Origin of the sequence: Blastomonas sp. CCH1-A6, assembly GCF_001556365.1 — a bacterium.
Classification (GTDB): domain Bacteria; phylum Pseudomonadota; class Alphaproteobacteria; order Sphingomonadales; family Sphingomonadaceae; genus Blastomonas; species Blastomonas ursincola.
In genome coordinates, this window is sequence record NZ_LSIS01000249.1 from 23,970 (window position 1) to 37,989 (window position 14,020).

A 14,020-nucleotide genomic window follows, 5' to 3' on the forward strand; every position below is an offset into this window, starting at 1 on the left:
CTCAGACCGCCTTCATGATCAGGCTGGCATTGGTGCCGCCAAAGCCGAAGCTGTTGTTGAGCACCGCGCGCACCTTGCGCTCCTTGGCCTTGTGCGGGACGAGGTCGACGCCGAGGCAGCTCTCGCTCGGATTGTCGAGGTTGAGCGTCGGCGGCACGATCTGGTCGCGCAGCGCCAGCACGCAGAAGATCGATTCCACCGCGCCCGCGCCGCCCAGCAGGTGGCCGATCGCCGACTTGGTGCTGCTCATCGACAGCGTGTCGATCGCGCTGCCGAACAGGCGGCGCACCGCGCCCAGCTCCAGCTCGTCGCCCAGCGGGGTCGAGGTGCCGTGGGCATTGATATAGTCGATGTCTTCCAGCGACAGGCCGGACTTGCGCAGCGCCATTTCCATCGAGCGGAACGCGCCCGAGCCTTCGGGATGCGGCGCAGTGACATGATAGGCATCGCCGGTCAGGCCATAGCCGATGACCTCGGCATAGATCTTCGCGCCGCGCGCCTTGGCCCGTTCATATTCCTCGAGCACCACGACGCCCGCGCCTTCGCCCATGACGAAACCGTCACGGTCGACATCATAGGGACGCGAGGCGCGCTCGGGTGTATCGTTGAAGCCGGTGGAAAGCGCGCGGGCCTGGGCGAACCCGGCAATGCCGATCGGGCAGATCGCGCCTTCCGCGCCGCCTGCCAGCATCACGTCGGCATCGTCGAGCGCGATCATCCGCGCGGCATCGCCGATCGAATGCGCGCCGGTCGAGCAGGCGGTCACCACCGCGTGGTTGGGTCCCATCAGCCCGTACTTGATGCTGACCTGGCCCGAGATCAGGTTGATCAGCCGGCCATGGACGAAATGCGGGCTGACGCGGCCCGGTCCCTTTTCGTTGAGCACCAGCGACTCGCTGGCAATGCCCGGCAGTCCGCCGATGCCCGAACCGATGGAGCAGCCCGCGCGCAGCCGCTCGGCCTCGCTCATGTCGGTCAGACCTGCATCTTCCAGCGCCTGGCCCGCGGCATCGATGCCGTAGATGATGAACGGGTCGACCTGGCGCTGTACCTTGTGGTCGACGCGCTTGTTGGGGTCGAAGCCATATTCGTGTGTCGCAGGCTTGACCTCGCAAGCGATCCGGCACTTGTACTCGCTCGCGTCGAAACGGGTAATCGTGCCCGCGCCCGATTTGGCAGCGATCAGATTGCTCCACGCGGTCTCGACATCGGCGCCCAACGGCGTGACCAGACCCAGACCCGTAATGACTACACGGCGCATTCGCCCCACTCCTGAAAAACCTGTTGCGACGTCTGCGGGCCCAAGCGCCCGCGAACGACGTTCGTCGAAAATGAAAAATGGCTTCCCCGCGTCGCCGAGACGACGATCAGGGAAGCCATCCTATCTTCACATGGTCGCTGCCGCAAAGCAGCGACGCTGCCCACCGGACCCGGCCCGCCGATCGGTTTCGACGCGGTGCCTTGCCGGTGCGATGGGCCCCTGTGCCAGCAGCAAATCAGCCCTTGTGGCTGTCGATATATTCGATGGCATCGTTGACGGTGCTGATCTTCTCGGCAGCATCGTCGGGGATTTCGACTCCGAACTCTTCTTCGAACGCCATCACCAGCTCGACGATGTCAAGGCTGTCGGCGCCCAGATCGTCGATGAAGCTTGCGTCTTCGGTGACCTTCTCGGCTTCCACGCCGAGATGCTCGATCACGATTTTTTTGACGCGGTCGCCAGTCTCACTCATTCAGAGTTCCTTCGATTTGTGTGTAACGAAAAATGCGAACTGAAATCACTGCCTCGCCCTAATGCCGCTTTTATCGGCTGGCAAGAGGGCTGCGTTACAGCATCGCCATGCCGCCATTGACGTGCAGCGTCTGACCGGTGACATAGCCTGCCTCGCGGCTGGCGAGATAGACCACCGCCGCTGCGACATCATCGCCCTCACCCAGCTTGCCTGCCGGAATGCGCGCCATCAAGCCCGATTTCTGCGCATCGGGCAGAACCTCGGTCATCGCCGATGCGATAAAGCCCGGCGCGACGCAGTTGACGGTGATGTTGCGGCTGGCGAGTTCCGCCGCCAGTGCCTTGGACATGCCCACCAGCCCCGCCTTGGACGCGGCATAATTGGCCTGGCCGGGATTGCCGGTCGCGCCGACCACGCTGGTGATCGAGATCATGCGGCCGAAGCGCGCCTTCATCATCGGCTTGGCGGCGGCGCGGCACAGGCGGAACGCGGCTTCCAGGTTGACGCGGATCACGTCTGCCCATTCGTCGTCCTTCATCCGCATCGCCAGATTGTCGCGGGTGATGCCGGCATTATTGACCAGGATGTCGAGCGACCCCAAGGCCTCGACCGCCTGCGGGACGAGCGCGTCGACGGCGGCCGGATCGGACAGGTTGCAGGTCAGCGCGACATGATCGCCCCCCAGCGAGGCGGCAAAATCCTTGAGCTTGGCTTCGTTGCTGCCCGACAGCGCCAGCCGTGCGCCATGCGCAGCGAGCCCGCGCGCGATGGCCGACCCGATACCCCCGCTCGCGCCGGTGACCAGAGCGGTCATGCCTGTAAGATCGAACATGCGAAATTCTCCTGTCATGCGCCTCTCCCCTACCCAGCCCCGCTCAGCCTGAGCCTGTCGAAGGCCACGCTATATGGCCAGCGTGGGCGCGGGACCTTCGACAAGCTCAGGTTGAGCGGACGTTGTTAACGGGCTTGGCTTATCTCTCAAACCGCTTCGAGCAGGCTGTCGATATCGCCCATCTTGACGATGCTCTCGCTCTCGACATCCTCGACGATGCGCTTGATCATCGGGACCAGCACCTTGCCGCCCAGTTCGATGAAATGATCGACGCCCGCATCGCGCATCGCGATGACCGATTCCCGCCAGCGGACCATGCCGGTGACCTGGTCGACCAGCAGATTGCGGATCGTGGCCGCATCGCCCACCGGTGCGGCGGTGACGTTGGCGAACAGCGGCACGATGGGATCCCTGATCTCGGTTGCCGCCAGCGCCTCGGCCATGCGTTCGGCTGCGGGCTGCATCAGCGCGCAATGGAACGGTGCGGATACAGGAAGCATCATCGCCTTGCGTGCGCCCATGTCCTTGGCGATCGGCAGGCAGCGCTCGACGGCTGCGGCATGGCCAGAGATCACCGCCTGGCCAAAGGCATTGTCATTGGCAACGGCACAGACCTGCGTTCCGGCTGCCTGTTCGGCGGCCTTCACCGCATCCTCGAACTCGATGCCGAGCAGCGCGGCCATCGCGCCCTCGCCCACCGGCACCGCCGCCTGCATCGCCTGGCCGCGCAGCTTGAGCAGCCTTGCGGTCGTCGCCAGATCGATCGATCCTGCCGCACACAGCGCGCTATATTCGCCCAGGCTGTGTCCCGCGACATAGGCAAAGCTGACCGGCCCATCGCCCGCCTGCCCCTGGAGCGCGCGGAACACCGCGATCGCGTTGGCCATGATCGCGGGCTGCGCGTTCTCGGTCAGTTGCAGCTCGTCTGCCGGACCTTCGGTCATCAGCTTGAACAGGTTCTGGCCGAGCGCCTCGTCGACCTCCTGAAACACCGCGCGCGCCTCGGCGCTCGCTTCGGCCAGGGCCTTGCCCATGCCGACCTTCTGACTGCCCTGTCCCGGAAAAATGAATGCGCGTGTCATGACTATCGTCGTCCCTCGCCCCACAAGATCGCGCCGGCGCCCTCCAGCCCCTGCGTCAAGCGCCGCCCGTTAATCCTGTTGCCCCATAGTTGCAAGGCAGTTGGTGGCAAGCGGCTTGCGGCAGTTTAACCGATCGATTAACACCACGGCATGGATGATACCGCATTTGCCGAGAGGCTGGAAACGCTTTGCCGCGCGAAGCTTGGGGGCGACGGACCGCTCGCCGGGCTCAAACGGCTTTCCGGCGGCGCGAGCATGCAGAGCTGGCGCTTCGCCTGGGGCAATGAGGCGCTGATCCTGCGGCGCATGCCAGAGGGGCTGCGCGCGGATGACGCCTCGATCGATTCCGGCGCGCTCGATCTCGACGGGCAGGCCGACGTTATCGAAAGCGCGGTGGCGCATGGCGTGATGGCCCCGGCAGTGCGCGCGCGCCTGACCCGCGACGATGGCCTGGGCGAGGGCTTCATCATGGCCTGCGCCCCCGGAGAGGCGCTGCCCCAGGTGCTTTTGCGCGATCCGGCCTATGCAGGTGCGCTCGAAAGCCTGCCGCAACAATGGGCCGAGCAGCTGGCCGCGATCCACGCGATCGCGCCTGCCAGCCTGCCCTCGTCACTGACCTATCGCAGCCCGGCCCAGATGCTGGCCGATCTCGAGGCGCGCTGGCGCGATCTGGGCGGGCTGTCGCCCATCTACGCGCTCGCTTTCGGCTGGCTCGAGCGCGCGCTGCCCGATCCGGTAGAGCCGCGCCTGTGCCATGGCGATTTTCGCATGGGCAACCTGCTGGTCACGCCTCAGGGTCTTTCCGCCGTGCTCGACTGGGAGCTCGCGCATCTGGGCGATCCGGTGCAGGACCTGGCCTTTGGCTGCATCCCCAGCTGGCGCTTCGGGCGCTATGACAAGGTACTTGGCGGCTTTGCGCAGCCTGAAGACATGCTGTCGCATTATGAAGCCGTTACCGGTGTGCCGGTCGACCGGACGCGCTTTCGCTTCTGGCTGGTCTATTCGTGCCTGTGGTGGGGCATATGCTGCCTGATCATGGCCGATATCTGGCGGCGCGGCGGCAAGGCCAATCCCGAACGGCTGGTCATCGGCCGCCGCGTTTCGGAGGTGGAGATCGATCTGCTGCTGATGCTGTCGGACGAACTGGTTGATGTCCCCGCGCCGATGGATTGGCCCGCTGCCGACGCTCTGCCCGAAAACGGCGTGCCTTCAGGCGCGGCGCTGACCGATGCGGTCGCGCTGTGGCTCGATGGCAAGATCGCCGCCACGGCACAGGGCCATGCGAAGTTCGAAGCGAAGGTCGCGGTCAACGCGCTGGGCATGGCAGCGCGCGACGCTGCGCTCGGCCCCGGCTTCCGCGCCAGCCAGACGAGGCGGCTCGAAATTCTGGGCTATGACGCCCCCGCTCTGGTCGCCGCGCTACGCCAGGACCCGGCGCATGTCACCCCGGCCGTGCACCACCATCTCCGCCGCCTGGCGGCCGAAAATTGCCTGATCGATCAGCCGCGCTATGCCGGACTTGGCGCGGCGCGGACCGCGTGGAGCCGGACCCCTCAGACATCTGCCAAGAATTTATAATCTGGCGCAATTTTGACGCTTAATCCGCCGCGTCCCCGGTCGTTAAGTCCAGTGAACGATCAATTAAGGACGATTGGGTCAACCGATGGCAGAACTCCAGGCAGCACGCGGCAATCTCAGGGACCGGATGAAACTCGCCGCGTCGATCCTGGCAGGCCAGGCCAAGGCGGACGAGGAGGCTCCGAAAAGGGAGACCGTCTTCGAAAACATCAAGAAGCAGCAATATCTCAAGGTCTATTCGTTCCTCGAGCAGGTGCAGCTCGACCCCGTTCCGGACAACTACAAGCTTGCCTGGGAGTATCTCAACGGCGGCAACAACGCATTGCGTGGCGCGGTGGATCGCAAGCTCGACACCAATGGCCGCCTGTCGTCAGAGATGGTCGCGGAAATCCTCGACGAGTGCGAAGGCCAGATGAAGGTGCAGGACCTCAATGCGCTCGTCGCCGAAAGCGAGGCGCTTCTCGCCGGGGGCTTCAAGACGCTGAGCAAGAGCGGCAAGGAAAGCATGGCCTATGCCGAGGCGCTGCAGACCCGGCTCGACTGGATGCGCGAGCTTGATCCTGCCGAGCAGGCCGACATGCCGATCGAGGCGCAGTTCAAGGCGCTGCTCAAGATCACCACGCAGATGATGCAATCGACCAAGAAGGCGAGCGAGAGCCTGGACGAGAGCACCAAGAAGCTGAGCCAGATGCGCAGCCGCCTCGACGAGGCCAATGAAAAGGCACAGCGCGACCAGTTGACCGGACTGCCCAACCGCTGGGCGTTCGAGCAGCAATTCTCCGCTGCGACCATCCGCGCCAAGGAGCGGTTCGAACCGCTGTCGGTCGCGTTCATCGATATCGACCATTTCAAGCAGGTCAACGACACGCATGGTCATGAGGCGGGCGACCGCGTGCTGCAGCTGGTCGCCAAGACGCTCGACGGCTTCACCCGCGGCAACTGTCATCTGGCGCGCCATGGCGGCGAGGAATTCGTGATCGTGCTGGAAAACACCACCACCGCCGAGGCGAAGAAGCAGATCGATGCGGTTCGCGAGGACCTTGCCGAACGCTCGCTGGTCAACAAGGAGAATGGCGAGCCCATCGGCCGCATCACCTTCTCTGCCGGTGTCGCGCCGTTCATTCCTGGCGAGGCCAACCGCCAGGTGCTGCGCAATGCCGATGCCGCGCTGTACGAAGCCAAGAATACCGGGCGCAACCAGGTGCTGATCTTCCACGGCGGCTGAGCGCTCGCCTGGCCAGCGCCTGGCATCTCTGTCACCCCTCATCGTCATTCCCGCGAATGCGGGAATCCCGCTACCTTCAACCACCCTCGCGCAGAAGCGGGACCCCCGCGTGCGCGGGGGTGACGGAAAAGAGCGTCACCAGGACTCGGAGCCTCACCCCATCATGCCGCTTTTTCTTGTCTCGGTGCTTGCTTTCTTCCGGTTTTTGGGTATTAGCCCGCGCTTGCCTTCGGACGACTGACCGTCCTCCGCATGCATGAAGAAAGCCGGAGGGGTGTGTCGCATGGGGCGCGCATCAGCGATCGGCAGATGAGTAAAGGAAGCCAACATGCCGATGTACGAGCATGTGTTTCTGGCGCGCCAGGACCTGTCCCAGGCCCAGGTGGACGCGCTGGCCCAGACCGCAACCGAGATTGTCGAACAGAACGAAGGCAAGGTCACCAAGACCGAGACCTGGGGTCTGCGCAACCTCGCCTACAAGATCCAGAAGAACCGCAAGGCGCACTTCGTTCTGCTGAACATCGAAGCCCCCGCCGGCGTCGTTGCCGAGCTGGAGCGTCAGACTTCGATCAACGAAGACATCATCCGTTACCTGACCGTGCGCGTCGACGAGCTGGAAAGCGGCCCGTCGGTGATGATGCGCAAGCAGGACCGCGAACGGCGCCCCCGCCGTGACCGCGAAGCCTGAGACAGAAAGGGATAACGACACATGGCACGCCCATTTTTCCGCCGCCGCAAGTCCTGCCCGTTTTCGGGCAAGAACGCTCCCGCCATTGATTACAAGGATGTGCGCCTGCTTCAGGGCTTCATGTCCGAACGTGGCAAGATCGTCCCCAGCCGCATCACCGCGGTTTCCGGCAAGAAGCAGCGCGAGCTGTCCAAGGCCATCAAGCGCGCTCGCCATATCGGCCTGCTGCCGTACATCGTGAAGTAAGGAGCAAGGGACATGCAGATCATTTTGCTCGAACGGATTGAGAAGCTGGGTTCGATCGGTGACGTCGTCACCGTCAAGGACGGCTATGCCCGCAACTTCCTGTTGCCCAACAAGAAGGCGCTGCGCGCCAACGAAGCCAACCGCAAGGTGTTCGAAGCCAATCGCGAGCGCATCGAGGCCGAAAACCTCGCCAAGCGCGACGAAGCAGCCAAGCGCGCCGAGTCGGTCGACGGCATGCAGGTCGTTCTGATCCGCGCCTCGTCGAACAGCGGCCAGCTTTATGGTTCGGTGTCGGTCCGCGACATCGCCGATGCGCTCAACGCCGATGGTGCCAATGTCACCAAGGCGATGATCATCCTGGAGCGCCCGATCAAGACGCTGGGCGTGTTCCCGGTCAAGATCGCGCTGCACCCGGAAGTGTCGGTCAGCGTTACCGTCAACGTCGCACGCAGCGAAGACGAGGCCGAGCTGCAGAAGGCCGGTGTCGACGTGATGGCGCAGATGTTCGAGGAAGACCAGGCTCCCGCCGGCTTCGTCGAAAAGTTCGACCCCAATGCCGAGCCGGGCACCATCCCGGTTGACGAGCCCGAAGAAGGCGAAGGCGAAGACGCCGCCGCCTGATCGGACGATCACGGTTCAAAAAGGCCGGGTTCCAGCGATGGAGCCCGGCCTTTTTTGTGGTTGCATCCTGCCCAGCCCGGGGAGAGTGCAACAAGCGCTCATTGCGCCGGTGGGCTCACCACCTCTTGGTTGAAGCGCTGCGCCAGCACGACGAAATTGGTCACCTCGCGCCGCAGCGTGCCCCGCTTCACACCGAAATCGCTGATCAGATAGCGCGCGACAAAGGGTTCGCCTGCCACCGACACGCCCGCCTTGCTGAACTCGTACAGCCGGTTGAAGTCGCCTGCGGCCTGCGCAAGATTCTGCGGATTGCGTTCTGCTGGCTTGGGCCAGAAGGCCAGCATGTACAGCCCCTGGCACTGGGTCGGCTGGTTCGGCGGGCAGGCGGTGAAGAACATGTTGACGCGCAACTGGCCGAAGCTTGCCTCGACGAACGGACGGCCCTCGGGCGTCTGCCGGTCGGCGATCGAGACGCCATTGCCGAATGGCGCCAGGATTTCGCGCACGCTGGTCGGGGTAAAGGCGGTCACCTCCACCTTGTCATCGGCATTCCCCTGCTGTTGCTGTGCCATGACCGGGGCTGCCGCCGCCAACGCCAGTGCTGCCGGTATCAGCAATCTGCCAGCGCGAATCTGCCTGCCTGTACCTGTCATCCGTCCACTCCATCCCGCACCAACCGACCCGTGGGCATCATAAGCGGTGTGCGACGGCGCATGCAACCGCCTGAAATCTCGCGCTCGGCGAGCATCGACAACAGTAATGACAGTGCCATCTGGAGTCGTTAAGAGCTTAACATGAGCACTATCGAAACGATCATCACCCAGCTTGCCGACCATTACGAGCAGTCGGTCCACACTCTCCAGACCGCGATCCGCGCCTTTGTCGAGAACGGCACGCCGCCCGATCCGGCGCTGCGCGCGAACGGAGCGTTCAGCTATCCGTGCCTGCGAATCGAATATGACGGCAACGAACGCGGGGCGGCGCCAGGCCTGTCCTTCGGCCGCCTCAACGCGCAGGGCGTGTACACCACCACGGTCACCCGCCCGCGCATGTTCGCCGACTATCTTACCGAGCAGCTGACCCTGCTCAGCGACAATTACGATGTCGTCATGTCGGTAGAGCCGAGCGACCAGGAAATCCCCTTCCCTTACGTGCTCGACGGCATTTCCGGGCCGGAGCTGGGCGGCATCACGCCGCTCGAGCTGGCGCGCTATTTCCCGACCACCGAGCTCGCCGATATCGGTGACGAGATCGCCGACGGCTTCCTGTCGTTCGGCTATGGCGGCGAAAGGCCCTTGTCGCTGTTCGACGGGCTGCGCACCGATTTCTCGCTGGCGCGCCTGCGTCACTATACCGGCACCCCGCCCGAGCATGTCCAGCGCTTCATCCTGTTCACCAACTATCACCGCTATGTCGATGAATTCGTGGGCTGGGCGTGCAGCCAGATCGGCAAGGGCCATTATACCGCGCTGTCGGGCGCAGGCGGGCTCTATACCGACCAGCCGGGCGCGGACCCCAGCCAGCTGGTCGCGGACAGTGCGTGGCGCAGGCACCAGATGCCCGCCTATCACCTGATCGCGCCCGATTTCGGCGGCATCACCCTGGTCAATATCGGCGTCGGGCCTTCGAACGCCAAGACGATCACCGATCACCTCGCGGTGCTGCGCCCCGAGGTGTGGCTGATGATCGGCCATTGCGGCGGCCTTCGCCCGACGCAGCGGATCGGCGATTATGTGCTCGCGCATGCCTATCTACGCGACGACCATATCATGGACGAGGTGCTGCCCCCCGAAATCCCGATCCCGCCGATCGCCGAGATCCAGCAGGCCCTGGCAGAGGCTGCGGAGGAAATTTCCGGCACCAGCGGCGCGGACCTCAAGCGGCGGATGCGCACCGGCACGGTCGTCACCACCGACGACCGCAACTGGGAACTGCGCTATTCGACCAGCGCGCTGCGCTTCTCGCAGTCGCGCGCGGTGGCGATCGACATGGAAAGCGCGACCATCGCCGCGCAGGGCTATCGCTTCCGTGTGCCGTACGGAACGCTGCTGTGCGTGTCGGACAAGCCGCTGCACGGCGAGCTGAAGCTCCCCGGCCAGGCGAATCGCTTCTACGAGGAGGCGATCGCGGCGCACATGCAGATCGGTATCCGCACCTGCGAAATGCTGCGCAACGAAAGCAATTCGCTACACAGCCGCAAGCTGCGCGCGTTCAACGAGCCGCCGTTCCGGTAGGGAGGAGGAAATGCAGCTGACGGGCAGGGTTTCAGGCGTTTTGGCGCTTGGCGTGTTTTGTGTTCTGGCCTTGCCGGCAAACGCCTTGGCGGTTGAGACGAAGGAGGTTGACGAAAGCCAGTTGCGTTTCCCAATCTATCCTGCACGAGGCCCCCAGCCCGAGAAACGGGCAGCGAAAGTCGGCTTTGCCAGCAACGGGTTCGATCTGCCTGAAGGAAACTGCAAGGTTATCGAATCCAGTGGTGACAGCGAAGCGGACAAGCAAGCTTGCCGTTCTGTAAATTTCTTTGCCACGCCCCCTGGCAAGATGGCGATCGTCAGCACTCCGGTTTGGACCTTTCCCAAAATCAGCGGCGAGTTTGTGAGGCCCAAGCTGCTGAACGGCCACAAGTTCGGCACCAGCATTTATCCTGATGCGGCCCTGCGTGGAGGGCAGCAGGGAACTGTTGTCTTTCGGGTTCTGGTTGGCCTGGATGGCAAGGTGGGGGGCTGCGAAATAGTGGGTTCAAGCTCATATAGGATGCTGGATAACGCGACCTGCAAAACGGCGGCAAAGTTTCGGTTCAGCCCTGGAACGTTGGATGGCCAAGCGGTCGAGAGCTTCTACATGTCGACCATAATGTTCTACAAAGGGGCAGGCCCTCGATCGAAGCCGCGCGAGTTACCGTAACATCTGCATATATTTGCAGGTATGTATTGACCTAGTTTAGCGGATAGCCATACTCGATGGCATGCCGCACCGTGTTCCAGTCGCCCGCGAACTCGCCGAGGTCTTCAAGCTGATCGCGCATCCGGACCGGATTCGCCTGATCGAGGAGCTTCGCACCGGCGAATGCGATGTCACCACGCCGGCGGAAAAGCTCAACCTTCCGCCGACGCGTCTTTCCCAGCATCTCAGCCTGCTGCGCACCGCACGCATGGTCGAGGAACGGCGCAATGGCCGTCAGCATCTCTATCGCCTGGCCCAGCCGCAGATTGCCGGCTGGATCACCGACGGGCTCGCCTTTGTCGAAGCCCGTGCCCCTGCGGCCTTGGCCGGAGATTTGCGCGAGGTGCGTGAACTCTGGTCCTGATCAAACTAACCCTTAAGCCTCAATAAGGAGCCTCCCCATGCCCCATTTCGCCGCCGGCGTCGTCCGCTTCCAGACCGAAGTCTTCCCCGAGAAGCAGGAACTGTTCGAAAGCCTGGCCAAGGGCCAGTCGCCCGAAGCGCTGTTCATCACCTGCTCGGACTCGCGCATCGAAACCGCGATGATCACCCAGACCGATCCGGGTGAGCTGTTCATCTGCCGCAACGCGGGCAATATCGTTCCGCCGCACACCAACCATACCGGCGGCATGACCGCGTCGATCGAATTTGCGGTCGCCGCGCTCAAGGTCCCTCACATCGTGATCTGCGGCCATACCGAATGCGGCGCGATGAAGGGTGCGATGAACCCCGAAGGCCTCGACAGCCTGCCGCATGTCCGCGAATGGCTGGGCTATTCGCGCGCTGCCGTGGAGGTGGTGAAGCATCTGGGCAGCAATCTCGATGATGCCGCCAAGATGAAGATGCTGCTCGAGCAGAATGTCATCCTGCAGCTCAACCATCTGAAAACGCACCCGTCGGTGGCGGCACGCCTGGCGGCGGGCGATCTGCAGCTGCACGGCTGGGTCTATGACATTCGCACCGGCGACGTCACCGCCTATGACGAGGCGACGGGCAAGTTTGCCCCGGTGCACGAACATTATGCGAGCGAAATGGCCGCATTGGCGCTCGAAAAGCATCAGTGCGCCGCCTGATCGGAACCTGAGAAACGCCTCATTCAAGGACCCTGGTCATGACTGCAGCAACCGCCCAGATGGGTGAACTCGAGACGATGAAGCGGAGCTGGCCACAGGACCTGCTCGCTTCGGTCGTCGTCTTTCTGGTGGCGCTTCCGCTCTGCCTTGGCGTCGCCATCGCATCGGGCGCGCCACCCGCGCTCGGTCTGATCACCGGCATTATCGGCGGCCTGGTCGTCGGCTCCCTGGCGGGCTCGCCGCTGCAGGTCAGCGGCCCCGCCGCAGGGCTCGCGGTGCTGTGCTATCAGCTGGTGCAGGAACAGGGCCTGATCATGATGGGCGTCGTCGGCCTGATCGCCGGCGCGCTCCAGTTGCTCGCCGGGATCGCCCGGCTCGGCCAGTGGTTCCGCGCTATCTCACCTTCGGTCATCCACGGCATGCTCGCCGGGATCGGCGTGCTCATCCTGGGCTCGCAGTTCCACGTGATGATCGATGACAGCCCGCGCGGCAGCGGCATCCAGAACCTGATCTCGATTCCTGAGGCGATCTACAAGGCCATCTTCCCGATGGCGATGGACAGCCATCATCTGGCTGCGATCACGGGCGTAGCGACCATCGCGGCGATCCTGCTCTGGAACCAGTTCAAGCCCAAGCAGCTGGCTGTGGTCCCCGCGCCGCTGATCGCGGTGATCGTCGGCACGATGGTGGCGGCCTTTGCCGGGTTCGACATCAAGCGCGTCACCGTGCCCGACAATATCATTGCTTCGCTCAACATCCCGACCATGGAAGCGCTGCAGCGCGGCCTGACCATGGAAATCCTGCTGCTCGGCGTGGTCTTCGCCTTTGTCGCCAGCGCCGAAACGCTGCTGTGCGCCACGGCGGTCGACCAGATGCACACCGGGCCGCGCACCAAGTACGACAAGGAACTGCGCGCGCAGGGCATCGGCAACATGCTGTGCGGGGCGGTCGGTGCACTGCCGATGACAGGCGTGATCGTGCGTTCGTCGGCGAATGTCCAGGCAGGAGCCAAGTCGCGTCTTTCTGCGATCATGCACGGCGGGTGGATCCTGGCGACCGTCGTCGCCCTGCCCTGGCTGCTGGCGCTGATCCCGACCGCCGCGCTCGCCGCGATCCTCGTCTATACCGGCTACAAGCTGGTCAACATCGCGCAGATCAAGAAGATCGCTTCCTATGGCCGCGTCGAGCTGGCGATCTATTTCGCCACGCTGGGCGGCATCGTGGTGTTCGATCTGCTCACCGGCGTGATCATCGGCTTCGTGCTGGCAACGGCCAAGGTCGTCTATACGTTCACGCATGTCCGGGTCGATCTGGAGGATGACGAGATGGCAGGCCGCACCGACGTGTTCCTGCACGGATCGGCGACCTTCTTCTCGATCCCGCGCCTCGCCAGCGTGCTGGAAACCGTGAAGCCGGGACGGGAAGTCCATGTCCATGTCGAGCATCTCGACCATATCGACCATGCCTGTCTCGACATGCTGGGCGCGTGGGAAAAGCAGCACAAGGCAACCGGCGGCAGCATGGTGATGGAGTGGCAGGATCTGCACGACCGCTATGCATCGCCCTATCAGAAGATGCAGGATGCCGCAGACAGCCCCGGTACCGGCCCGGGAGACGGGCCAAAAAAAGCCAGGCCGGTGCTTGAGCCGGCGGCCTGATCCCGGGCCTTACCCCAGCAGCAACACATGCAGCGGCCGCCGGAGCAATCCGGTGGCCGTTTGCATGTCCAGTCGTCGAAAGAAATCGCACCCGGGTCGGATCGCGAGGGAACATTCTGCCTGTATCGGCGTAATCAATCCGGTGCAGGGGACCTAATTACCTTATTGTACAAGGAGATCACCATGAGTGATGCCATCAAGACCGCCGCTGAGCGGATCAAGACCGACGCATTGAACCTGGCCGAGCGTGCGCGCTCCGAAGCCGCCAGCGCCTTTGCATCGGTCAATCAGAACCGTGACGAGCTTCGCGCCAAGGCGACCGAAACTGCCCGGCTGGCGGG

Annotated in this window: 15 protein-coding genes; 10 read left to right on the forward strand and 5 right to left on the reverse strand. The window is 63.7% G+C overall.

The features are described from left to right. Position 1 precedes the first annotated feature (1 nt). From fabF to fabD, 4 genes are all read right to left on the reverse strand, one after another. Entirely contained in the window at positions 2 to 1,261 is a 1,260-nt protein-coding gene (fabF, locus tag AX735_RS11955) for a beta-ketoacyl-ACP synthase II (protein ID WP_066280358.1), read from the reverse strand. Between the two features lie 235 nt (positions 1,262 to 1,496). Next, positions 1,497 to 1,733, reverse strand: coding sequence for an acyl carrier protein (locus tag AX735_RS11960; protein ID WP_023836488.1), 237 nt, complete (start codon positions 1,731 to 1,733; stop codon positions 1,497 to 1,499). 94 nt (positions 1,734 to 1,827) lie between these two features. Further along, positions 1,828 to 2,565, reverse strand: coding sequence for a 3-oxoacyl-[acyl-carrier-protein] reductase (gene fabG / locus AX735_RS11965; protein ID WP_066280360.1), 738 nt, complete (start codon positions 2,563 to 2,565; stop codon positions 1,828 to 1,830). Positions 2,566 to 2,711: 146 nt separating this feature from the next. Continuing rightward, a complete protein-coding gene (gene fabD / locus AX735_RS11970; protein ID WP_066280365.1) occupies positions 2,712 to 3,647 on the reverse strand; it encodes an ACP S-malonyltransferase in 936 nt (311 codons plus the stop codon). 150 nt (positions 3,648 to 3,797) lie between these two features. Here fabD and AX735_RS11975 point away from each other — a divergent pair, with 150 nt between their 5' ends. From AX735_RS11975 to rplI, 5 genes are all read left to right on the forward strand, one after another. Continuing rightward, entirely contained in the window at positions 3,798 to 5,225 is a 1,428-nt protein-coding gene (locus tag AX735_RS11975) for a phosphotransferase family protein (RefSeq protein ID WP_066280366.1), read from the forward strand. A gap of 85 nt (positions 5,226 to 5,310) precedes the next feature. Next, on the forward strand, positions 5,311 to 6,450 hold the full coding sequence (locus AX735_RS11980; protein WP_066280368.1) for a GGDEF domain-containing protein: 1,140 nt from the start codon (positions 5,311 to 5,313) through the stop codon (positions 6,448 to 6,450). Positions 6,451 to 6,778: 328 nt separating this feature from the next. Further along, entirely contained in the window at positions 6,779 to 7,138 is a 360-nt protein-coding gene (rpsF, locus tag AX735_RS11985; protein WP_023836483.1) for a 30S ribosomal protein S6, read from the forward strand. Positions 7,139 to 7,159: 21 nt separating this feature from the next. Further along, positions 7,160 to 7,384: a 30S ribosomal protein S18 gene (rpsR, locus tag AX735_RS11990; protein WP_023836482.1), complete on the forward strand. Its 225-nt coding sequence runs from the start codon at positions 7,160 to 7,162 to the stop codon at positions 7,382 to 7,384. Between the two features lie 12 nt (positions 7,385 to 7,396). Then, positions 7,397 to 8,005, forward strand: a complete 609-nt coding sequence (rplI, locus tag AX735_RS11995; RefSeq protein WP_066280370.1) for a 50S ribosomal protein L9 — start codon at positions 7,397 to 7,399, stop codon at positions 8,003 to 8,005. A 98-nt stretch (positions 8,006 to 8,103) separates the two neighbouring features. On the opposite strand, the gene AX735_RS25825 is transcribed toward rplI, so the two are convergent. Further along, positions 8,104 to 8,577, reverse strand: coding sequence for a YbjN domain-containing protein (locus tag AX735_RS25825; protein ID WP_066280374.1), 474 nt, complete (start codon positions 8,575 to 8,577; stop codon positions 8,104 to 8,106). A 222-nt stretch (positions 8,578 to 8,799) separates the two neighbouring features. Here AX735_RS25825 and AX735_RS12005 point away from each other — a divergent pair, with 222 nt between their 5' ends. The 5 genes from AX735_RS12005 to AX735_RS12025 all read left to right on the forward strand — a co-directional run bounded on the left by AX735_RS12005 (position 8,800) and on the right by AX735_RS12025 (position 13,679). Then, positions 8,800 to 10,239, forward strand: coding sequence for an AMP nucleosidase (locus tag AX735_RS12005; protein WP_066280376.1), 1,440 nt, complete (start codon positions 8,800 to 8,802; stop codon positions 10,237 to 10,239). Positions 10,240 to 10,249: 10 nt separating this feature from the next. Beyond that, on the forward strand, positions 10,250 to 10,909 hold the full coding sequence (locus AX735_RS12010; protein ID WP_066280381.1) for an energy transducer TonB: 660 nt from the start codon (positions 10,250 to 10,252) through the stop codon (positions 10,907 to 10,909). A 61-nt stretch (positions 10,910 to 10,970) separates the two neighbouring features. Beyond that, a complete protein-coding gene (locus AX735_RS12015) occupies positions 10,971 to 11,312 on the forward strand; it encodes an ArsR/SmtB family transcription factor (RefSeq protein WP_066280383.1) in 342 nt (113 codons plus the stop codon). A gap of 37 nt (positions 11,313 to 11,349) precedes the next feature. Beyond that, positions 11,350 to 12,021 carry a carbonic anhydrase gene (locus tag AX735_RS12020; protein ID WP_066280384.1) on the forward strand — a complete coding sequence of 224 codons (672 nt, stop codon included), beginning with the start codon at positions 11,350 to 11,352 and terminating at the stop codon, positions 12,019 to 12,021. Positions 12,022 to 12,059: 38 nt separating this feature from the next. Beyond that, positions 12,060 to 13,679, forward strand: a complete 1,620-nt coding sequence (locus AX735_RS12025) for a SulP family inorganic anion transporter (RefSeq protein ID WP_231750099.1) — start codon at positions 12,060 to 12,062, stop codon at positions 13,677 to 13,679. Positions 13,680 to 14,020: the final 341 nt, after the last annotated feature.

What these genes read in the sequence shown, in the direction of transcription:
- AX735_RS12020 (WP_066280384.1), top strand. Translation starts at nt 11,350, where the DNA reads ATGCCCCATTTCGCCGCCGGCGTCGTCCGCTTCCAGACCGAAGTCTTC.
- AX735_RS25825 (WP_066280374.1), bottom strand. Translation starts at nt 8,577, where the DNA reads ATGGCACAGCAACAGCAGGGGAATGCCGATGACAAGGTGGAGGTGACC.
- AX735_RS11975 (WP_066280366.1), top strand. Translation starts at nt 3,798, where the DNA reads ATGGATGATACCGCATTTGCCGAGAGGCTGGAAACGCTTTGCCGCGCG.
- AX735_RS12010 (WP_066280381.1), top strand. Translation starts at nt 10,250, where the DNA reads ATGCAGCTGACGGGCAGGGTTTCAGGCGTTTTGGCGCTTGGCGTGTTT.
- fabF (WP_066280358.1), bottom strand. Translation starts at nt 1,261, where the DNA reads ATGCGCCGTGTAGTCATTACGGGTCTGGGTCTGGTCACGCCGTTGGGC.
- AX735_RS11980 (WP_066280368.1), top strand. Translation starts at nt 5,311, where the DNA reads ATGGCAGAACTCCAGGCAGCACGCGGCAATCTCAGGGACCGGATGAAA.
- AX735_RS12005 (WP_066280376.1), top strand. Translation starts at nt 8,800, where the DNA reads ATGAGCACTATCGAAACGATCATCACCCAGCTTGCCGACCATTACGAG.
- fabD (WP_066280365.1), bottom strand. Translation starts at nt 3,647, where the DNA reads ATGACACGCGCATTCATTTTTCCGGGACAGGGCAGTCAGAAGGTCGGC.
- AX735_RS12025 (WP_231750099.1), top strand. Translation starts at nt 12,060, where the DNA reads ATGACTGCAGCAACCGCCCAGATGGGTGAACTCGAGACGATGAAGCGG.
- AX735_RS11960 (WP_023836488.1), bottom strand. Translation starts at nt 1,733, where the DNA reads ATGAGTGAGACTGGCGACCGCGTCAAAAAAATCGTGATCGAGCATCTC.
- rpsR (WP_023836482.1), top strand. Translation starts at nt 7,160, where the DNA reads ATGGCACGCCCATTTTTCCGCCGCCGCAAGTCCTGCCCGTTTTCGGGC.
- rplI (WP_066280370.1), top strand. Translation starts at nt 7,397, where the DNA reads ATGCAGATCATTTTGCTCGAACGGATTGAGAAGCTGGGTTCGATCGGT.
- fabG (WP_066280360.1), bottom strand. Translation starts at nt 2,565, where the DNA reads ATGTTCGATCTTACAGGCATGACCGCTCTGGTCACCGGCGCGAGCGGG.
- AX735_RS12015 (WP_066280383.1), top strand. Translation starts at nt 10,971, where the DNA reads ATGCCGCACCGTGTTCCAGTCGCCCGCGAACTCGCCGAGGTCTTCAAG.
- rpsF (WP_023836483.1), top strand. Translation starts at nt 6,779, where the DNA reads ATGCCGATGTACGAGCATGTGTTTCTGGCGCGCCAGGACCTGTCCCAG.